This is a genomic window from Actinotignum sp. usb-actsch-rep-73, assembly GCF_059082735.1.
The window spans coordinates 1-20,431 of the sequence record NZ_JBHNPV010000085.1 but is presented as its reverse complement, the minus strand read 5'-3'; the positions used below and the strand labels follow the sequence as shown (position 1 = coordinate 20,431).

Here is a 20,431-nt window from a genome sequence, read left to right as displayed (position 1 = left end):
TCAGCTACATCACCGCAGTTGACGCTGCGCTGAGTACTCCGGTCACCAGCAGAATTGCAACAACAATAGCCAAGCCAATTCGGTACCACACGAACGGCTTGTATGACTTCGTTGAAACCAGCTTGAGGAACCAGATGATGACTGCCCATGCCACAACGAACGCGATCAGTGTGGCGACGATGGTTGGGGCAACATCAACGTGATCTCCGCCGGAGAAGACCTTGTACACCTTGTACAGGCCGGATGCGAAAACTGCTGGCATGGCAAGAAGGAAGGAATAGCGGGCTGCCGCCTCGCGAGTGTACCCTAATGCGCGTCCCATCGTGATCGTTCCACCCGAGCGGCTGACGCCGGGGATCAAGGCCATTGCTTGGGCAAGGCCATAGAGGAGCGCGTCACGCCAGGACATATGGTCAAGGGTGAGTTTCTGAGGAGCATAGCGGTCAGCAATACCCAGAAGAACGCCGAAAAGGGCAAGCATGACGACTGTAATCCACAGGTTACGGAAGGAAACGTCAATCCAGTCTTCCAATAGAAGACCAAGGATCCCGATCGGGAGCGAGCCAACGATGATCATCCAGCCCATGCGGACGTCGGGATTGCTTGAGCTCAGACGCTTTTCACGCGGACGAATAGGAAGCGACTTCCACCACGAAGACAAGATCCGGACAATGTCTTTCCAGAACACGATGAGGACTGCGGTTTCAGTACCGATCTGGGTGATGGCAGTAAAAGCCGCGCCCGGGTCAGCATTGCCGACCAATTCCCCAAGAATCCTGAGGTGAGCCGAAGACGAAATCGGCAGGAACTCAGTAAGTCCCTGCACGAGGCCAAGAAAAATCGCATCGAACCAAGTCATAGTCGAAACTCTACGGGCTATTGGCAGGTATTGACGAAACGGTGTGCCACGAAACCTGTGCAACCTGACACGGCTAGGCTAGAGGCTATGGAAATTCGTCAGTGCGGTCGCAGTGGTCTGAGGGTTTCGTCACTTGGCTTGGGCACACTCACGTGGGGACGCGACACCGATGGTGAAGAAGCATGGGACATGCTTTCTCACTTTGTCGATGCGGGTGGAACGCTTGTTGAATGTTCGCCGATGAACGGCGAAGGAATGGCCACCGACGTTCTTGGAGCAGCGATGAACCGAGTCGGACGCCACCGCCTGACGATTGCTTGGAGGGGTGCCACCCGTCGCGACCACTCAGGTCGTTGGGTTTCCTCGGCTGGGCGTGGTGATATGTTGCGCAGCCTAGACGATGCTCTTGCTCGTTTAGATACCGACTATGTGGACGTGTGGATGGCGGAGCCCGACCCCAGTGTCCCACTCGAAGAAACGCTGGGTGTGCTTGAAGCAGCGTCCCGTTCAGGGCGAGCTCACTATGTTGGTCTTTCTGGCTGGGATACGTGGACAACAGCCTGCGCCCTTACCCGCCTTGGTGAACACGGGCTTGTTCAGCCAGCGGTAGCACAGCTCCCCGTCAGCCTGTTAACTGCTCCGGCTACCCATAGCTTGCGTTCACATCTGGCCGACGAAGGATTGGGTGTATTTGCTCGGTCTCCACTTGCAGGTGGGGTATTAACTGGAAAATACCGCCATTCCACTCCCCCAGATTCGCGCGGGGCTACCGAACATATGTTGCCCACTGTCGCTCCTTTCCTGACCGACGAATACGCGGGACGTGTTGAAGCAGTTGTTCGCGCCGCGCAAGGGCTTGATCGCAATCCAGGTGACGTTGCTCTTGCATGGGTACGGGATATGCCTGGCATTGCCTCAGCAATCTGCGGTCCGCGAAATGTACGACAGCTTGACCACATCCTTGACTCGACCGAGCCTCTGCCTGCCCCGATTCGCCAAGTGCTCAACGAAGTCGCGTACTCGTAAGAACGCATATTTCTTAGATCCCAGCCCTCAAGTTTGGGATCCCAGCCCTCAAGTTTGGGCTTTCAAGCGCGACGTTCAGCAGACAGTGTCGCGCGATATCAAACAAGCGTCTGATATCGCGCCACAAAAGAATTCTTAGAATCGCTCAGTCGTCGACGTCGATGAAATCATCATCCAAATCGTCCGAATCCTCATCGTAGGATTCATCATCGTCCTCTTCCTCATCATCATCTTCGTCGTAATTATCGTCGAGAAGATCGAAGGGAAGCTCGACACCGAACTGTCTGAACAGTTCGTCGTCGTAGGTGAAGAACGCATCTCGCAAAGTGTTCTCTGCTTCTTCAAGCGTCGAAGGATCATCATCGGTTGCCTGCGAACAGGCAACATAATGAGCTTCAAAGGCTGCAATCAGTGCGTCAAGCGCTACGCGAGGATCATGAGTCATGAGAAGATCCTAGACCTTATGCGAACTGGACTCACGGAAGATTAAGTTGCGAGCGGATAACAGAAACCATCAGGTCAGCGCCCTTGATTTCTGTTGTCTGATCAGCACCGACAATGCGGGACACACCTTCAGAGTCAACCAGCTGCGATGCACCCATATCCGGCCCCAGCGGGAGGATCACCCATTCCTTCGTAGGCTCGTAGATTGCTTCGGGCGTCTCGCCAGCGATTTGAGACGAAATATTCGCGATGACAACGCGGGCTTGCTGGCGAGCAGCATCAGCACGCTTTGACTCGGGGACGTCCGTCAGATCGCCAACGGCGTAGGTGTGGGCATGGCCCTCAACCTGCAGGGTCTTACCAACACGGATTGTGCCGTTCGGGCGCAACATAGGCTCGTAATCGGTACCTGCGAGGTAGCCGCTGTTCGCACGAGAGCCGTAGCACTGGAACCAGATATCGCCTTCAATTTCTTCACCTTTGCAGGTCGACACATGGAAGTGACCGAGTTCGCCAACGTTGTGCGGAGGCAAGAAAGCAAGTTCAGAACCGGTGATCACGCGAATGCCGAGCTCAGCGAGTTGCGTGGAAATTTCTTGACGCAGGTCTTCGGAGTAGCCGGGGGCAGAAAGGATCTGATCGGCCTTCTCGACGATCGTGATATCAAGGTCGGGGTAAGCGTGTGCGAGTTCGCCGGCGAATTCGATACCGACGGTGCCACCACCGACTAGCATGACGGAGCGCGCGCCAGCAAGGTTTTCGTGCAGTTGGTTCAAACGAGCCTTTGCAACAACGGACTTCGCTGACGAGTACTTTGCTGGGAAGGGATATGTTGCGCCGGTTGCAAGAACAACGTAGTCCGCTTCGATGGGTTCGCGACCGAAAATATGGACGGTGTTACCGACAATCTGAGAAACAGTGCCGTGAATGAATTCACCTCGTGTCAGCAAGTTCGAATAGGGCATGAAGATTGCTTCCTGCCACACGTCGTCTACGGCTGCGCGCAGTGCAGCTGCGTGGTGGACAAACTGGTCTTTTTGTTCAACGAGCGTCACGTCAGCAATAGGATCGAGTCCTTTTGCAACAGTCACGCCACCGTAACCGCCACCTACAACAACAACACGAGCCACTTCATTCTCCTTCACGTCGAGCTGGTCTAATTCTTGCACGTGATACGGGTTTGCGCGCGAGACTATCGGGCGCGTCAGCCCTGATCGATACCGAGTGCTCGGGCAATGTTGGGGACAAAGAAGTTCGGTCCCTTGAGGACTTTGCCGTCTTCACGCAGTTTTACCGAACCGTCGGGCATCAGCTTCGACAGATTCGATGCCTGAACTTCAGCTAAAACCGCGTCCAAATCGATACCCGATTCGATTGCCATTCCGTAGATGACATAGACGAGGTCTGCCAGAGCATCGGCAGTTTCGATGAGATCTCGCGTGTGGTCGTCACCGTCAACGGCCTTTTCAGTTGCTTCTTCAACGAGGCTCCGTGCAGCAGGTCCGTACACGGCGCCCATCAGTTCAGCGAATTCTTCGCGGATCAGTGACATGCGCATGTTGAGACGTTCGTAGTCGATGGTTGGCAGGGAACCGGTGCCAAGGCGCACGGGCATGGAGTAGGTTCGGTGGAACTGCTCAACAAGCTTTCCTGGGCGTGAAGGATCAAGGGCAGGTCCCTGTCCGGCACCGGGGCCATCCCATGGGGTCTTCGGTTCGCGAGTGTCCGTGATCAGAAGGCTTGCCTGCCAGAGGGCCGGGCCTTCAGCTCGCCTGCGGATCCCCTCGCGCTTAAAACCGTTGCGCCACGCTGGCTTCCAAGAACCCCAGTTTTCGACGTGGCAGTACCAGTCGATGCGGGTGACATCCATCTGATCAAAGGCAAAATCAACGGCAAGACCGAGCGCTTCGGTCATAAACCCTTCACCCCAGGCATCAGTGCGGATGAAGTAGCCAACCTCAGCCGACTTGGGATCACGCTGCCCACGCCAAAACTCCAGGCGACCAAGGAACCTTTGATTCTTGGCAGAAAGAATCGCCCAGTCAGCGTTACCGTTCTTCCAAGACTCTTCAGAGCGCGAAAGATGCTCAACCGCCATATCCCTCGTATACGGGTGGGGAACGGTCGTCGTTTCACTTATGCGTGCGTCTTGGAGCACCTCGGTAATTGCGTCGACGAAATCAAGGTTCATCGGAACCAAGGTGACGCGCGGTCCTTGAAGAGTCTGCGGCAGTGTTTTACTCATGCTTCTTCCTTCCCCGTGTTTGCCCATGCTGTAGCAAGAATATTGCCAAGTGCAGGAACGGTCTGATGATCTTGAACAACGAACTGACGATCGATCAGGGCGGTGGGTACACGGTCGATGCCCATCTGTACACCGATCTGGAAATCAGAGAAGACATCGGATGCAGTGTGCGGATCAGTCAGCGCATCGAGGACGAACTGAGCGTCCAACCCGAGGTCCTGCGCGCAGCCGATCACAACGTCGCTGTTTGAAATATCGAGGGCCATCTCAAAGTGGGCGCGTCCCAAAGCTTCGGCAAGCTTCAACTGCATTGAGTCGGGACCATAGAGAGTGTCACGATCGTAGTCTTCGATGCGGGCGGCATTGATCACGCGGTGTGCAAATGAGGATGGAGCAACGATCAGTTTCTCGAAGTCAAAAACGACGCCTTCTGCACGTCCAAGCTTTTCAAGTCGCTCGTCCAGCGCCACTGCTTCCTCGTACGTGAGTTCGCCTTCGTTCATCAGATAGACGCGACGAGGTTCTTCACGGGCGCTATCCAATTCGGGGTCGAGGAAGAAAGCGTGGAGCGTAATTTCCACCTCGTCACGATGATCGAAAGAGGACAGCGCCTGTCGCCAGTGTCGAATACCCAAGTACGACCATGGGCAGGTCACATCGAACCAAAGATCAATATGCATTCGCACGCTCTTTCATCGCTTCGTTGCATTGATCCGGATTTTCTTCACGGTTGTAAGAAAAATCCGAGATAAAACGAAAGCCCGGAACTTATTCAAGCTCCGGGCTTCCATCTGTGCGCGGAGGGGGACTTGAACCCCCACCCTCTAATACGAGGACTAGCACCTCAAGCTAGCGCGTCTGCCTATTCCGCCACCCGCGCAGGTGACTTGCTCTTCTTGATTACCTCAAGTCGAACGTGGAAAACTCTAACACGGTTGGTAGCCGTACTGCCAAATCGAAAGGAGAAATTCCTGGGGACCATCAGCATTTTTGTTGGAATAGCGCCGATAGTCAGTGTCCACAGGAAGTGGCGACGAGGAAGGTCCCCCAGCAGAGTTAATTCTTGTTCCGTGAACGCAGTCGCTCATCCAACGCGGAAAAAACCCTCACAATCTGGGATATTTCCGCATCGGTCATATCCGCAAGCAAGAATTCGCGAAGCGTCTCTTGGTGAAGACGAGTTGCTTCCTTCACGATCCGCGCACCCTGTGAAGTCAGACACGCTTGATAGCTTCGCCTATCCTCCTTCGACATCACTTTCTTTACCCAACCGTCACGTTCTAAATGAGTGACCAAATAGGTCAGGCGCGACGGAGAATAGACAACCTGGCCGGACAATTCACCCATTTTTAGACATTGACCAGGCGCTTCGAACAGGGCAAGCAGGATGTTGTAATCGGGCACCGACAGGCCGAAATTCTTCTTCAAGCTGGATTCCAACAGGCCATGAAGACGCCCATTCGCTTCGAAATAAAGTCGCCAAGCACGCTGACGCAAGTGAGCTGAATCAGTATCCAGAAGCGCGGGACTATTCATTTCGTTTTCTTTCACGTGTTGAAGAATATTCTATGAAGTTGGAAAAGCACTGATAAACCCTGGTCTATCTCATATTTTTGACTGAATGGTGAGACAGTTGCTCGCATACCGTTATGCGTGTTTGCTCCGCGCCACGAAATGCCGAGAGTTTCTCAATGTGCGCGGCCTCGTGCCACCATTAAGACACAAGCGATGAAGGAGTAGTTGGTTGAGCGCAGAAACACAATTCACGTGCGTACTTTTCGATGTTGATGGCACTCTTGTTGATTCTGCCCCCGCAGTGATCCACTGCTTCAACACGGTTCTTTCTCAGCGCGGCGTCACACCCCTGCCAGCGGATGCAATGCGCAAGTACGTTGGCCCCCCGCTCTGGTGGTCATTTGCTGACCTTGGCTTTGAAGGCGAGATCACAAAAGAACTCGTCGACGAATACCGGGCGCTGTACCGCACAATTTTCCTTGAACCCCCACTTTTTCCTCGGATGGATGAAGTAGTGCGTGGCGCCCACAACGCTGGGATTCCCGTGGCAACGGCTACGTCGAAGCAAGAGCCCCTTGCTCTGGCACAAATGGAACATCTGGGAATTCTTGACGCTTTCGACGTCATCGCCGGCGCAACTCCGGATCCCGCTTCTTCGAAAGCAACAGTTATCGCCGGTGCACTTTCGCGCCTGAGCGCCAAGGGAATGGATATCTCCCGCCCCGTTCTGATCGGTGATTCCTGCTGGGATGTTGAAGGAGGCCAGCAAGCTGGTATTGACGTCATGGGCGTGAGCTGGGGGTACGCGAAAGACGGCGACCTTGACGAATGTGTTGCTATCGCACATACCCCCGAAGAGCTTGCACACCTGCTGGGGTTCACGCTCTGAGCCTTTCAGCTCATCTGTACAGCTAGCGGAAGTCTCGCAAGCGTACGAGGTGCGGATGCTAGTTATCGAGAAGGTCCACCAGGTCGGACATATCGAGCCTGGATAAGAGCTCGCCACCCTCACCATTTCCTACGCTTTCGACGACTGTTGATACGAGTTCGCGTTTGCGTTCTTGGAGCGCGACGACTTTGTTTTCGATGGTGTCAGCGCCGACCAGTCTGTACACGTTGACTTTCTTTGTTTGGCCGATTCTGTGAGCGCGGTCGACGGCTTGTGCTTCAGCTGCAGGATTCCACCAGGGGTCCATCATGTACACGTAGTCTGCTTCCGTGAGCGTCAGACCGGTGCCTCCCGCTTTCAAAGAGATGAGGAATACGGGGACTTCTCCGGATCTGAAGCGTTCGATGACTTCGTCTCGGCGGGTTGTGGATCCATCGAGTTGGACTGTGGCGATTCCACGTCGTTCTAAGTAGTCACGAATGCGCGTAAGGAACGTTGTGAATTGGCTGAAGACCAGAGCTTGGTGTCCGCTTGGGATGATTTGTTCAAGTTGAGTGGCGAGGTACTCGATTTTTGCCGAGCCGATGTGTCCGCATGTTGCGTCGACAAGACCGGGATCCAATGCGAGTTGGCGCAAACGTGTCAGCGCCGCGAGGATATCGATTTTTGCACTCGGATCGTCGGTCAGCGAGAGTATTTTTGCGCGCTCTGCCATGAGGTGTTGATCGTAGATACGTCGGTGCTCCGTGCCGAGGTCAATGGGGATAACGGATTCGATCTTGTCGGGCAGGTCAGTGGCAACTTCTTCTTTGGTTCTACGCATCATGTTGGGACTAAGAAGAGAGTGAAGACGGTTCAATGCCGTGACGTCGTGATCGTTTTCGATGGGGCGACGAATTTTGTCGTTAAAAAGGGACCATTTGGGAAGTAGTCCGGGCATTGCGAGGGCCATGATCGACCAGAGGTCACCAAGAGAGTTTTCTACCGGGGTTCCGCTGACCGCAAAAGTCCAGTTTCTTTCTATTCCTCGCAGCACACGGTGAATGGCGGTCCGCGGATTCTTCACATTTTGTGCTTCATCGAGAATAAGGCCGTTAAAAGGAATCTGTTTCCATTCTTCGTCGTCGATGCGCACGATTGTGTATGAGGTGATAACGATGTCTGCGCCTTCGATTTCGCTGGCGAGGCTCCTTTCGCGCCTCTTCCCCGTTGTATTGATCGTGCGCACGTTGAGATCTGGGAAGAATCGTTGAGCTTCTTTTTCCCAGGTACTTAAAACCGATGTTGGCGCGACGACAAGCGTGGGCAGATCGCGTTTGAAAGATGATGCGACGTCAGATTCTTCGTTTTCTTCGCATACTGACGCATCTTTGAGGGAGGCAAGAGCAGTTAAAAGCTGAAGGGTTTTACCGAGCCCCATATCGTCTGCCAAGATGCCACCTGTTTGGCTACAGGCTCGAGCGATCAGCCAGTGCGCTCCGTCAACTTGATACGGGCGCAAGGTGGCACCCACGGGGTTCCGGAGTGGAATATCTGCGCCGGCGTGACGCAGGTGTTCAAGACGGGCTTCCCACTGCTGGGAATCGACAGTCGTATCCGTAAGGCAGTCGAGTTCTTCCCAGAGGCCAAGATGTGCGGGTACGAGGCGTGGCTCATCATCAAAAGAAAGTGTTCGTGCTTCTTCGAGAAGTGCTGTGATGGATTCAATTGTTTCTTTGTCGATACTGACCCAGCGTCCGTCAACGTAGAGATAGTGTTCCGAGTGGGCGATTGCCTCGAGAACATCACTGAATGGAACCGGATATCCGCCGACGTCGAGTCTGACGTCAAGGTCGAACCAGTCATTGTGCGCTTCGCTTGGCGTGACGCGGATCGATGAATGGAGCGGGATTTCATCAATCATGAACGTCAGTACTGCGTCGCTGATCTCCCATGCAAGACGCGAGTCATTCAGCTGATCGATCACATCTTTTCGAAATTGCGGGATAGTCCACGCGGGAAGTCGGAGGTTTTTGAATTCTCCGTCCCACAAAGAAGCGGGCACGTGCTGTCGCGCAAGAGTTTTCAGGGAAGCGACGATCGGTCGAACGGCTTCTAAATCCATGACCTGCTGAAGTCGGACTCGCGAGGGGGAACCTGAATAGTCGTATTCCGCCCACCAGGTGAGGGTGAATTCTTTTCCTTCGACAAGGTCACATTGTCCAATAATGCGCACTGTTGCTTCTTCGCCAAGATCGACTGACGAGTCAATTGAAGAGACTTCGAAACGACGTTTGAGATGCGGGATATATGCGCTGGTCAGTTCGGCGATCTGGTCGGCGGGCACACTGATCGGCCCCTGTTCGAATAGGGTCATGAGTTCTTGCCCACCCACACGGGCTACCCGCGTGCCACCGTCCAAGATGAGCAGGCGGGTCGCGGTATCAATTCGGGGTTTGAGGATACGTTTATCCCCATCAAAGGCCATCATCTGCAGGAGTAGTTCATCCCCCTGCAGGCTGAGGTCGCAGCCCAAATCCCACGATGATCGATCGAAATGTATGGGCGTCAGTGGATCAAGGCTGGAATAGAGTTCGATTCCTTGGTTGATCAGTCTGAGTAGCCACGGTGCAGCATCCATTCCGAGCATCTGAAGACTAATTTCATTTCGTGCTGCGCGACCATCATCCACTTTTGCAAGACGATAGCCTTCTCTGATTAACCCGAGCTGAGAACGCGATAATCCATCTGAAACTGAAGCCCACTGCGTCGACACCAGATCCGGCCACGTTGCTCGCTTCTTTGTCCATTGAATGCGATTGCCGGGGCGTAGTGGGTGCATCCAATACGGGCGCTCTGGGTCGCTAGTATCAATCAATAGTGCGATTGGCTCTCCGCTTGAATCCCCAGTATGCGTGAAGGAGCGGAGACGCGTTTTCCACTCTGGTTCGTCTTCCGTTGTGAGTTCGTTGCTTTGGCGTCGTAATTCGAGGAACAGAGCAACCGAATGCTGACAGTTTTTTCCTTCAATACACGCGCAGGTCAGAACAGGTTGCCCTCCGTTGAGTCCGACCCAGGTTTTAAGACGAAGCCCCTTTGAAGCCACACGTCCACTAAAAACTCCGTCATCACCGATCTCAACGTCGGTGACTTTGTTTCCTTCACACAGTGCACTCGCGCGCGCCCAGGCAGCATAGCCGACTTGATTGCGGATGATTGCTTCGTCGAACTCAGCGACGCGACGGAGTTCTTCGGATGAAATGCGCATTCTGTCAGTCTATCTTTCACCGTCAGATTCTGCTGAGAAGGCCCCTTCTATCCACCAGTGTTTGTCTGTATAAATCAGAAGGAGATCGCTTCCCTGATCGGTGATGACGCGAAGGTATGCTCGCGCGGGCGATGAATCATCCCACCGGTTGCCACGGATTATCCAAGAACCGTGCGAGATACGAATGCTTTGCGGAGCTGATGGGTCAACAATGCCACGATCATCCATGCACGACTGAGCCTCTCGCTTGTTTTTCGGAACAGATATCCAAGCTGGTTCTTCACTCAGTTTCCCGCGTTGAGTGACATGTATAGGTGAGGAAGAAGAGTCGTTCAGATGCACCGGGAGCCGAACGGATAGTAGGGTCTGAGGGCTCACATCGATTTTCCTGTCCCACTCCCCTGCCTCAGGTGTTAAAAAGCTGGGAGTATTCCAGGGAATAAAAGCAACGCGTTCGCGTGAATCCCAACCACCTTGACGGCGAATACTACCACCACCCCATTAGCGTAAAGTTCTTGCGCTAGTTGCCCGATAGCTCGCCGAAGCGGAAAAGAAGAGTATTGACGTTGTTATCAGAGGTTTCGCATTCAACAATGGCGTTTCAGTCCGGATACGCAGATTCCATGGTCGGGACGAAAACATCGTGCCCTTCGCTGAGCTTCCAGTAGATATCAGCATTGCTTCCAAAACGGGCATATATGTGGTCCTTACCTAAATCTTTGAGCTGCCCACAGGTGCGCACCCCCAAAGTGGCAAGCAATTCAATGTCTTGAGTTGCCCACTCTTTCTCTTTACCGTCAAGAAATTCCAGAATGTAACGAATGGGAATTGAGGCAAGAAATGAGGGCATTTCTTGATCGGTCACGATTCTTTGGGTTCGCGCCGCATATGTTGCAGCAAATACTCCCTGCGCGACCCCGACGAAGGCTTCGACACCAACCTGTTGCGCAACAGCATCAACGATGGCAGTTGCGGCTGCTTCTTCGCTTCCGTGCCAACGCGTAGCGGGAGTAGCCCACGCCCAACTTAAGCCCGGACGCATACACATCACTGTGGCTACAACTGACTTGAAGGCTTCGATAACAGCGTCAAAACTTCTACCTTCACGCTCTTGATCCCGAGGCACGATGATGAGCTCTGGGCACAGATACCGTGCCGTTTCAATACGCATGCCGTGGCGTACACCGTGTTTACGCGCACTAAAAGAAACGACATCAATTTTTCCGCGGTGCCCCACTGCTCCTGGAGCACCCGGAGGAAGATCAATGACCAACGAGTTCACAGGCCAGTCAGGAATCCATAGAGCAATGAACCTCATGAGGCCCTCCTTGATTCTTTGATAGCGAGATTCCACGGTCGCGAAATACCGACCCAATGTTCGTAGATAAAAAAAGTCCTGCGCTTTGCTCGAAATCACCCCCCTATTTAGAACATCTGTTCTATACCGTAGGTGCGACCATGTACAAATCAGATTGCAAAAAGTCCATGTTCTTCCGGTTACCCGTCGCACCAACAATGGTGGCAAAATAAACGAGTGCTTCACATCCTCTTCTTCGAACCCGAAATTCCCGGAAATTCAGGCGCAGCAATCCGCCTCTCCGCATGCACCGGATCAATGCTCCACCTGATCGAACCGCTGGGATTCGATATGTCCGACACAAAACTCAAGCGCGCAGGCTTGGATTACCACGATCTCGCGCACGTGAAAGTACACCCAAACCTTGATGATGCACTTGCGGAAGTTCCCGGACGCATCTGGGCATTCACAGGACGAGCCTCAACAATGTACGCCGACGTTTCCTATCAGGACGGCGATGGACTCCTCTTCGGCCGAGAATCCGTCGGCCTTTCCGAAGAAGCAATGAATCACCCCCGCGTCGAAGATCGCGTCCGCATTCACATGCAACCGGGACTCCGCTCTCTCAACCTCGCCAATTCAGCATCGATTGTTCTGTACGAAGCATGGCGCCAACTCGGTTTCCCAGGTGGAATCTAAACCGACCCCACACTATATTCCGCTTCACACAGCACAATCGGCCTCGTCCCCCGCACATTGGGGCGAGGCCGAAATTTTCACCACCGCCATTTTTACGAACGAGGCCGCTCAAGGCGCTCAGCTAACTCCACAATCCGGCGCGGATTCGACCTCCACATCCACCCCACACCAATCATGGAAATAATGAGTGGCAGATAGTAAAAGTCCGCACCCCACCGGCTCCACGCCGAACGAGCCACAATCAGATCGGGCACATCAAAGCCTGCAATACCGATAATGATCGGCGCCGCAATGCTAATACCGATGCTGTAGCCGGCAATAATGCGCATTCTCCTGCCATTGTGCGTCAAGCCCGCCGCACCAACGAAATACACGATTCCCGCAATCAACGCGACAATTTGAGGACCCCACGGGAGGGCGTTCTGATGATGGAACAGATCAACGATCGCTGTCACGAACACCCAAGCCCCAAGCGCCCAGAACATAGCCATAACAAGACGACCAAGGCCAAGCGCTCGCGGGCGCCTATCTTTCACACTCTTGCCATTGCCGGAAACGTCGGCGCCCTCCAAAAGCTGCGGGGATTCATTCATAGGTTGATCATACGTTGCGCCCACCATCATCCTCACTTCGCACGAATGTTCGGTGTGGCCGGTTCCACCTCATCTCATCCGTCTGCGCGCGGACATCATTGCCCGCAAGTGGGACAATAGGCCTAGATGGTTCACAATACTGTTAGCAGAAAACACGACGTAAGGAGTCTCAGACGTGAGCGAACCAGAATACGACATCGTCGTACTGGGCGCCGGATCCGGTGGATACGCCACCGCTTTACGTGCTTCCCAACTGGGAATGAAAGCTGCCTTGATCGATGGAGACAAGGTTGGTGGCACCTGCCTCCACCGCGGTTACATCCCCACGAAGGCTTCTCTGCACGCAGCTCAAACCGCTGACGCTGCCTGCGAATCCGAAACATTCGCCATTCGTTCCACCTTCGAAGGCATCGACATGGCGATAGCCGGTACCTACCGCGATTCAGTCATCACCAAGCTTGACAAGGGCCTTCAGGGGCTGTTGTCCTCGCACAACGTCAAGGTCGTCAAGGGCTGGGGTCGCCTGACTGGTGCCAACACCCTCACCGTTGACGGACGCGACATCACCGCCCGCTACAGAACCGTCGAATACAACCTTGCGGGCAACAGAAAGTCTAATATCCTGAATACCCAAGGCTTCATCAAGCTCGTGAGCGTTGAAGATGGACCGATCGTCGGTTTCCACGGAAATGGCTCTCGCCGGTAAACCCCTGCACGCCCACAACTAGCACACCCGTCTTTCAAGGAGAACATCCATGGCAACCGCAGTAACAATGCCCGCCCTAGGCGAATCCGTCACTGAAGGCACCGTCACCACCTGGCTGAAGAACGTCGGTGACACGATCGCAGCTGACGAACCCATCGTCGAGGTCTCGACCGACAAGGTCGACTCCGAAGTTCCATCCCCCGTGGCGGGTGTGCTGCTCGAGATCCTCGTCCCCGAGGACGAAACCGTCGAGGTCGGCACTACGATCGCAATGATCGGTGACGCATCCGAGGCCACTTCCGCTCCAGCACCTGTAGCCGAAGCTCCCACAGCGCCAGCACCCGTTGCCGAAGCGCCTGTAGCTCCTGCGCCTGCATCACCCATCGCTTCTGCTCCCGCTTCCGGCACCGAGGTCCTCATGCCCGCCCTAGGCGAGTCCGTGACCGAAGGTACCGTCACCACGTGGCTGAAGTCCGTTGGCGACGCCGTTGAAGCTGACGAGCCTCTGCTCGAGGTTTCCACCGACAAGGTCGACTCCGAAGTTCCATCCCCCGCAGCCGGTTTCCTCGCTGAAATCCGCGTCGAGGAAGACCAGACCGTTTCAGTTGGCACCGTTGTCGCCGTCATTTCGTCTGAGGCTCCGGGCGCAGCTCCTGCAGCTCCTGTAGCTCCGGCAGCAGCCACTCCGGCTCCGGTTGCCCCGGCAGCGCCTGTTGCTCCTGCAGCCCCGGCAGCAGCCACTCCGGCTCCGGTTGCCCCGGCAATGCCTGTTGCTCCTGCAGCCCCGACTCCGGTCCCGGCAACCCTCGATCAACTGAGCAATGCTGTTGAAACCGCCGCCCCGACCGGAACCCCGGTCGCATCGCAGACTCCGGCAGCAGTGGCAAACACCGGCTACGTAACCCCGATCGTTCGCAAGCTTGCTCGCGAGGCCAACATTGATCTTGCAACGATCACCGGCACCGGCGTTGGTGGCCGTATCCGTCGCGAAGACATCGAGAATGCTGTTGCAGCCCGCGAAGCTGCCAAGGCTCCTGTTGCCCCGGCACCCGTAGCTTCGGCTCCGACTGCTTCAGCTCCGGTTGCACAGAAGCGTGAACCGTCACCACTACGTGGCACGACCGAGAAGATGTCGCGTCTGCGTCTCACGATCGCTCGTCGCATGATGGAGTCCCTGCAGAACTCTGCTCAGCTGACGACCGTGGTCGAGGTTGACGTCACCAAGGTTGCAGCTCTGCGTGCACGCTCGAAGGATGCCTTCATCGCCAAGCACAACACCAAGCTGACCTTCCTGCCCTTCTTCGTGAAGGCCGCAACCGAGGCTCTTCAGTTCCACCCGAAGATCAACGCAACCATTGATGACAACAAGGTCACCTACTTCGACCATGAGCACATCGGTATTGCAGTTGATACCCCGCGTGGCCTGCTGGTTCCGGTGATCAAGGATGCGGGCACCAAGGACATCCCGGGTATCGCAGCTTCGATCAACGATCTTGCCGCTCGTACCCGCGACGCCAAGGTTGGTCCGGAAGAACTCACCGGTTCCACCTTCACGATCACGAACACCGGTTCCGGTGGCGCACTGTTCGATACTCCGGTTCTGAACTCGCCCGAGACCGCAATCATGGGTGTTGGCACGATCGTGAAGCGTCCGATGGTTGTCAAGGCAGCCGACGGTTCCGAGTCCGTTGCGATCCGCTCGATGGTGTACTTGTCGCTGTCGTACGATCACCGCCTGGTTGACGGTGGCGACGCGGCTCGTTACCTCATGGAGGTCAAGAAGCGCCTTGAAGAAGCAAACTTCGACGCTGACCTTGCTCTCTGAGTAGAACCAATCTGGCAAAGTAATCTGCCGATCTGACGTTCAGGCACCCCCAGTTCGTGCCGGGAAACCGGTGGGAACTGGGGGTTTACCAGATCCGCCTAAGGGTCTTGCTGAGCGGTTCGTGAAACTCGTCCCGTCAGACGCATAAAAGTCATCACTACGTCTTGCGAGCTACTAGCAGGAAGAGTCACACACTTTGCCCCTTCGCAGCGTTGGTATTCACTTTGTGTCACCGTTGCTTCGATTGTGAGCTCCGTGTCCGAACAGTATGGTTGGTTGACCACGTGCGATTCGGATTCCAGATGTTTAACGAACGCATCAAAGCGGCGAAGGGTTGCAATCTTTTCAGCTTCGGCTCGAAGAGCATCCCCTTCCATAAAATTGTCCAGGTCAGCGATATTACGATCCATCACTGCTTGATCTCGCGCATGCATAAAAGTGGAGACGATGTCGTTCGCCTGGCTGACGTCGGCGCAGCCATCGATTGCGAAGTCGTCGATCGAAGCAACCTGATTGCGACCAAATGGTTGGATTCCTTGTCCCAGGTCCATTCCCTTCATCGGATCTGCCGGCTTAGTTTCTTCTTGAGTCTCTCCCGATTGCCTATTTTCACTCAGTGGCGCAGATTGCGTGGCATCTGGATGTCGAGATCGTTCAATACCCCCACTCGAGGGCACCGACTGCGCCTTAATTCCGCCCGTTGAGAAGGACGCGTTTGATAGTGTGGGCGGCCTCGTCATTCCATAGATGACGCTAAGGAGAACGATGATGATCCCCGCCAGCGCACCGCGTCGCCGCCCCTGAGTCGCTGGCAATCCCCGTGGATGTTTATCGAGAAGGTGTTCCTTTCGCCACGTGACTACATCGTTCATCTGAGACGGATTATCACAGCGTGAGTCAACTGTCTGTTGTAGCGGGCGTTGCTCGACGCGCGTGGGGTTAAGTCCGAGTGGATCAATATTCAATGCGCATGCGATGGCTTCAACTCCGGCATCGTCACTGCGCTGGTCCTTTGTTGCAGACAGAGAAAAACCGGGGGTTCCTTCACCGGCCTGCGCGGGAATGGCAATATCAATCAGCGTCGCGTGAAAATCACTGCTGACAACAATGTTTGATGGCGCAATATCGGTATGGATAATTCCCCTATCATGTAGCGCACAAACGCCAGCACGCACATCGGCGACGATACGTCGGCGCTGGTTGTCGTTCAGTTGCTGACCGCTATCGAGTAGCGCCTGCAAGGTTCGCCCGGCGTACCGACGCTGAGAAAGACTCACGCGACCATCCGGCTGGGACGATATTTCCACCAGCTCTGCCACATTCGGGTGCACGAGGCCACGCCATGCAATCCAACGCTGCATCTGATCACGCGCGATATCAGAGCTATATACGCTGATCAACAGTGCTTCATTGTCACGAGTGACCTCCCACAGCGGACCGTTGGAGGTCATAAATGCAATCGTTCCAAGGCGATCTGAATGCATAGTCATAGCCGCATTGTGCGGTCCAGATTTCTTGAAAGCGACCGGCCTTGCCTAAGCTTGTGGATAACTGCGATCCCATGCATTGGAATATCGCCATTACAGGTAGAATAGGTTCGCTATGAGTGAGAACACTGCCCCCAAGAAGCGTCGCTGGTACCACAACCTCGCGGACGCATACCGTATTACAAAGCGCTCCTATCCGTGGATCGGATGGGCACTTGCCGGAGCATGGATCCTAACGATCTGTCTTGCACTGGCGATCGCCGCCCTGATGCACGCGAACTACATTGTCTGGGCAATTCTGGGCGTTTTGGTAGGTAGCACGATCGCGATGTCACTGCTGTCGTTCTTGGTGCGTCGTGCTCTATACGATCAGATCGATGGCACTGTCGGCTCTGTCTACGCTGTTTTGTCGCAGATCAAGTCCGGTTGGATCATTCCCGAACAGCCGATTAACGTCACGCGCGAGCAGGATGTTATCTGGCGAATTATCGGTCGCGCCGGTGTTGTTCTTATTTCCGAAGGTCCTTCCAGCCACGTTCAGCCACTTCTTTCAGCTGAGCGTAAGAAGGTTCAACGCGTTGTGAAGAACGTTCCTGTTCACGTTATCCAGACTGGCCACGATGAAGGCCAGCTGGAACTTGCGAAGCTGCAGGGCAAGTTGCGTGGTTTCAAGAAGATTCTGACGAAGGAAGAGGTTCCTGCCGTTTCGAATCGTTTGAATGCGTTGCAGTCCAATGCTCTGCCGATTCCCAAGGGAATTGATCCGATGAAGGCTCGCCCGAACCGCAGGGCGATGCGCGGCCGCTGAGAGTTTCGACTCAAATACCGAGACACCCCTATGCATAATATGCATAGGGGTGCATACTTATATGCGTAGAGAGAAAATCTCCGAAAGGTACTCCCATGCGCAAGCTTCCTGCAGCACTCCTCCTGACTGCTACCGCATCGATGGCACTCGCCGCATGCTCCGACCCGTCAACCTCTTCGACTTCTCAGTCCGCTGAGGGGGCAGTATCGGCCACCGCGATTGAATCATTCGACACCTCGTCGATCGAAACCGTCGATGAAATCGCCGCTCTGGTCCCCGTCGCAGTCAAGGAACGAAATATCCTACGTAACGGCACATCCGCTGACTACGCCCCCGCCGAGTTCCGCGCTGAAGACGGTCAGACCCCCGTTGGCTACGACATTGATATCGTCAAGGCTCTGGCAAAGGTGATGGGTCTTGAAGAAGGCACCACGACTCACGCAGAGTTTCCGACCATCATCCCGGGTCTCGGTTCCAAGTTTGATATCGGCGCTTCTTCCTTCACCATCACCGAAGAGCGTCTTGCTCAGACCAACATGATCTCCTACGTCGAGGTCGGTTCCGCATACGCTGTCGCTCAAGGCAACCCGAAGAACTTCGATCCCGCCAACGCTTGCGGCACCACAATCGGCGTTCAGAACGGCACTTACCAGCAGGAATACGCTGAGCATCTGTCCGAAGAATGCGTTGCTGGTGGCAACGAAGCAATCAAGATTATGCCCCTCGACCTTCAGACCGACATTGCAACCAAGGTCATCGGCGGCCAGTACGACGCCACTCTGGCTGACTCCACCGTAATCGGCTACACGGTTGAACTCTCCGGTGGCAAGCTCGAGCAGGTTGGTGACATCATCGAGGCCGAGCCTCAGGGTATTGCTGTCGCCAAGAACGACACTGAACTGGCCAACGCAATCCAAAAGGCCATGCAGTACCTAATGGATAACGGCTACCTGACCAAGATTCTCGCAGCCTACGGCGCCGAGGATGCCGGTCTCACCACGGCCGAACTGAACCCCGGCCTCTGATTTGAACTCAACGTATGGGGCTCGCACCATATGGCGCGAGCCCCATACTGAGCAAGGTAAACATATGGCACACGTTAAAGACGGCATCACCCTCATTGATGCAAAACCGGTACCGCGACCCGGACGGTGGATCAGCGCAGTGATCGTTGCGATCTTTGCGCTGCTCCTCGCCACGGGTTTCATTACCAATGACAACTACCAGTGGGATGTCGTTGGCAAATGGCTTTTCTCGAAGACGATCGTTTCAGGCGTTGTATACACGTTGATTCTGACTGTCATCGCGATGACAATTGGCACGATCCTCGCCATCACGTTTGCGATTATGCGCCAGTCGATTAACCCGGTTCTGCGCTGGGTTGCCACAGCCTATATTTGGTTCTTTAGAGGTACCCCGATCTACACGCAGTTGATCTTCTGGTCACTGCTACCCACGCTGTACCCGCAGATTGAGCTTGGCATTCCGTTTGCTCCACCGTTCGTTTCCTTCGACACGGCAACGTACTTCACACCGTTCTGGATGGCGTTCATCGGTCTGGGACTCAACGAAGGCGCTTACCTTGCTGAGATTATTCGCGCCGGCTTACTGTCTGTTGATAAGGGTCAGTGGGAGGCTGCCACCGCTCTTGGTATGCCTCGTTCGATGATTTTCCGTCGCATTATTTTGCCCCAGGCGATGCGCGTGATTGTCCCGCCGATCGGCAACGAAACGATTTCCATGTTGAAGACGACATCGCTTGTTTCGGCGATTCCGTTCACGTTGGAACTGACGTTCGTTGCATCGACAAAGGGCCAGTCCCTGTTCCAGCCGGTTCCGCTGTTGATTGCGGCTGCTCTTTGGTACCTGTTCATCACGAGCATTTTGATGTGGATCCAGGCACACATTGAACGTTACTTCGGTAAGGGCTTTGATCGTCGCGATAACGCGACCGCTTCAACCTCGACTCAATTCTTGGATGTGACACCGTGAAATCTTCAACTCCTATGGTGAGCGTCAAAGGCGTCCACAAGTTCTTTGGTGACCTTCACGTGCTCAAGGGCATTGATCTTGAGATCGCGTCCGGCGAGGTGTGCGTAATTCTGGGTCCGTCGGGTTCAGGGAAGTCGACGTTGCTCCGTTGCCTGAATCAGCTCGAAGAGATTAGTGCTGGTGAAGTGAGCGTTGATGGCGAGCTTCTCGGATACCGCAGGGACGATGCTGGCCAGTTGCACGAGCTGGCTGACAAGGTCATCGCCGCCCAGCGTTCGCGCATTGGCATGGTATTCCAGCGTTTCAACCTGTTCCCGCATAAGACTGCGTTGGAAAACGTCATGGAAGCACCGATCCATGTTGCGAAGGTGGATAAGGCAACGGCGAAACAGCGTGCGCTTGAACTGCTTGAACGCGTCGGATTGTCGGATCGTGCGGATCACTATCCCTCGGAGCTTTCCGGTGGTCAACAGCAGCGTGTGGCGATTGCTCGCGCTCTGGCGATGGATCCGGAGATCATGCTTTTCGACGAACCAACATCGGCGCTTGACCCCGAACTGGTGGGCGAAGTTCTGCAGGTCATGAAGGATCTTGCACAGTCGGGCATGACGATGGCTGTAGTTACGCACGAAATTGGTTTCGCACGTGAGGTCGCTGACATGGTTGTCTTCATGGATGAGGGAGTTATCGTCGAGGCTGGTAGCCCCGCTGACGTGATCGACAATCCGCAAGAACAGCGAACAAAGGAATTCTTCTCGAAGGTGCTCTGACGCGGTGTACGAGGCTCCTGCTTCACACA

At 54.8% G+C, this 20,431-nt stretch carries 18 protein-coding genes, 1 tRNA gene and 1 pseudogene; 9 read left to right on the top strand and 11 right to left on the bottom strand.

Features of this window, described 5'->3' with window-relative positions:
- Positions 1–4 precede the first annotated feature (4 nt).
- On the bottom strand, positions 5–859 hold the full coding sequence (locus AC5RE1_RS08840) for an undecaprenyl-diphosphate phosphatase (protein ID WP_006680977.1): 855 nt from the start codon (positions 857–859) through the stop codon (positions 5–7).
- Positions 860–946: 87 nt separating this feature from the next.
- Between AC5RE1_RS08840 and AC5RE1_RS08835 the strand changes: the two genes are divergently transcribed.
- Positions 947–1,885, top strand: coding sequence for an aldo/keto reductase (locus AC5RE1_RS08835; protein ID WP_006680976.1), 939 nt, complete (start codon positions 947–949; stop codon positions 1,883–1,885).
- Between the two features lie 145 nt (positions 1,886–2,030).
- Here AC5RE1_RS08835 and AC5RE1_RS08830 read toward each other — a convergent pair whose 3' ends face one another.
- The 6 genes from AC5RE1_RS08830 to AC5RE1_RS08805 form a co-directional block, all read right to left on the bottom strand.
- Entirely contained in the window at positions 2,031–2,330 is a 300-nt protein-coding gene (locus AC5RE1_RS08830; RefSeq protein ID WP_006680975.1) for a hypothetical protein, read from the bottom strand.
- 31 nt (positions 2,331–2,361) lie between these two features.
- Entirely contained in the window at positions 2,362–3,459 is a 1,098-nt protein-coding gene (locus AC5RE1_RS08825; protein ID WP_179370389.1) for an FAD-dependent oxidoreductase, read from the bottom strand.
- 74 nt (positions 3,460–3,533) lie between these two features.
- On the bottom strand, positions 3,534–4,574 hold the full coding sequence (locus tag AC5RE1_RS08820; protein WP_179370390.1) for a GNAT family N-acetyltransferase: 1,041 nt from the start codon (positions 4,572–4,574) through the stop codon (positions 3,534–3,536).
- Positions 4,571–5,254 carry a DsbA family oxidoreductase gene (locus AC5RE1_RS08815; protein WP_006680972.1) on the bottom strand — a complete coding sequence of 228 codons (684 nt, stop codon included), beginning with the start codon at positions 5,252–5,254 and terminating at the stop codon, positions 4,571–4,573. Before AC5RE1_RS08815 ends, AC5RE1_RS08820 begins: the two co-directional genes overlap by 4 nt.
- A 114-nt stretch (positions 5,255–5,368) precedes the next feature.
- Positions 5,369–5,454, bottom strand: a tRNA-Leu gene (locus AC5RE1_RS08810).
- A gap of 176 nt (positions 5,455–5,630) precedes the next feature.
- On the bottom strand, positions 5,631–6,110 hold the full coding sequence (locus AC5RE1_RS08805; protein WP_006680971.1) for a MarR family winged helix-turn-helix transcriptional regulator: 480 nt from the start codon (positions 6,108–6,110) through the stop codon (positions 5,631–5,633).
- Positions 6,111–6,318: 208 nt separating this feature from the next.
- On the opposite strand from AC5RE1_RS08805, the gene AC5RE1_RS08800 reads away from it, so the two are divergent.
- Positions 6,319–6,978, top strand: coding sequence for an HAD family hydrolase (locus tag AC5RE1_RS08800; RefSeq protein ID WP_493938698.1), 660 nt, complete (start codon positions 6,319–6,321; stop codon positions 6,976–6,978).
- 58 nt (positions 6,979–7,036) lie between these two features.
- On the opposite strand, the gene AC5RE1_RS08795 is transcribed toward AC5RE1_RS08800, so the two are convergent.
- The gene (locus AC5RE1_RS08795) at positions 7,037–10,225 is read right to left on the bottom strand and encodes a DEAD/DEAH box helicase (protein ID WP_493938696.1); all 3,189 of its coding nucleotides are present in this window, start codon (positions 10,223–10,225) and stop codon (positions 7,037–7,039) included.
- A gap of 601 nt (positions 10,226–10,826) precedes the next feature.
- The gene (locus tag AC5RE1_RS08790) at positions 10,827–11,543 is read right to left on the bottom strand and encodes a DNA polymerase Y family protein (RefSeq protein ID WP_179370393.1); all 717 of its coding nucleotides are present in this window, start codon (positions 11,541–11,543) and stop codon (positions 10,827–10,829) included.
- A 216-nt stretch (positions 11,544–11,759) separates the two neighbouring features.
- Here AC5RE1_RS08790 and AC5RE1_RS08785 point away from each other — a divergent pair, with 216 nt between their 5' ends.
- Positions 11,760–12,221, top strand: a complete 462-nt coding sequence (locus AC5RE1_RS08785) for a tRNA (cytidine(34)-2'-O)-methyltransferase (protein WP_179370394.1) — start codon at positions 11,760–11,762, stop codon at positions 12,219–12,221.
- A gap of 92 nt (positions 12,222–12,313) precedes the next feature.
- Here the strand turns inward: AC5RE1_RS08785 and AC5RE1_RS08780 are convergent, their stop codons facing one another.
- Positions 12,314–12,814 (bottom strand): hypothetical protein, encoded by a 501-nt coding sequence (locus AC5RE1_RS08780; protein WP_179370395.1) that lies wholly within the window; start codon positions 12,812–12,814, stop codon positions 12,314–12,316.
- Between the two features lie 175 nt (positions 12,815–12,989).
- On the opposite strand from AC5RE1_RS08780, the pseudogene AC5RE1_RS08775 reads away from it, so the two are divergent.
- Together AC5RE1_RS08775 and sucB are read left to right on the top strand one after the other, a co-directional pair.
- Positions 12,990–13,388, top strand: a pseudogene (locus tag AC5RE1_RS08775) (FAD-dependent oxidoreductase); the annotation flags it as partial.
- 181 nt (positions 13,389–13,569) lie between these two features.
- Positions 13,570–15,345: a 2-oxoglutarate dehydrogenase, E2 component, dihydrolipoamide succinyltransferase gene (gene sucB / locus AC5RE1_RS08770; RefSeq protein WP_179370396.1), complete on the top strand. Its 1,776-nt coding sequence runs from the start codon at positions 13,570–13,572 to the stop codon at positions 15,343–15,345.
- Positions 15,346–15,443: 98 nt separating this feature from the next.
- On the opposite strand, the gene AC5RE1_RS08765 is transcribed toward sucB, so the two are convergent.
- Positions 15,444–16,835 carry a protein kinase domain-containing protein gene (locus AC5RE1_RS08765; protein ID WP_493938692.1) on the bottom strand — a complete coding sequence of 464 codons (1,392 nt, stop codon included), beginning with the start codon at positions 16,833–16,835 and terminating at the stop codon, positions 15,444–15,446.
- A gap of 112 nt (positions 16,836–16,947) precedes the next feature.
- Here AC5RE1_RS08765 and AC5RE1_RS08760 point away from each other — a divergent pair, with 112 nt between their 5' ends.
- The 4 genes from AC5RE1_RS08760 (at position 16,948) to AC5RE1_RS08745 (ending at position 20,402) form a co-directional block, all read left to right on the top strand.
- A complete protein-coding gene (locus AC5RE1_RS08760) occupies positions 16,948–17,640 on the top strand; it encodes a DUF4191 domain-containing protein (protein ID WP_006680961.1) in 693 nt (230 codons plus the stop codon).
- A gap of 95 nt (positions 17,641–17,735) precedes the next feature.
- Positions 17,736–18,665 carry an ABC transporter substrate-binding protein gene (locus tag AC5RE1_RS08755; protein ID WP_179370398.1) on the top strand — a complete coding sequence of 310 codons (930 nt, stop codon included), beginning with the start codon at positions 17,736–17,738 and terminating at the stop codon, positions 18,663–18,665.
- A 64-nt stretch (positions 18,666–18,729) separates the two neighbouring features.
- Positions 18,730–19,632 (top strand): amino acid ABC transporter permease, encoded by a 903-nt coding sequence (locus AC5RE1_RS08750; RefSeq protein ID WP_006680959.1) that lies wholly within the window; start codon positions 18,730–18,732, stop codon positions 19,630–19,632.
- A 14-nt stretch (positions 19,633–19,646) separates the two neighbouring features.
- Complete coding sequence (locus tag AC5RE1_RS08745; protein ID WP_179370559.1) at positions 19,647–20,402, top strand: amino acid ABC transporter ATP-binding protein; 756 nt, start codon at positions 19,647–19,649, stop codon at positions 20,400–20,402.
- Positions 20,403–20,431: the final 29 nt, after the last annotated feature.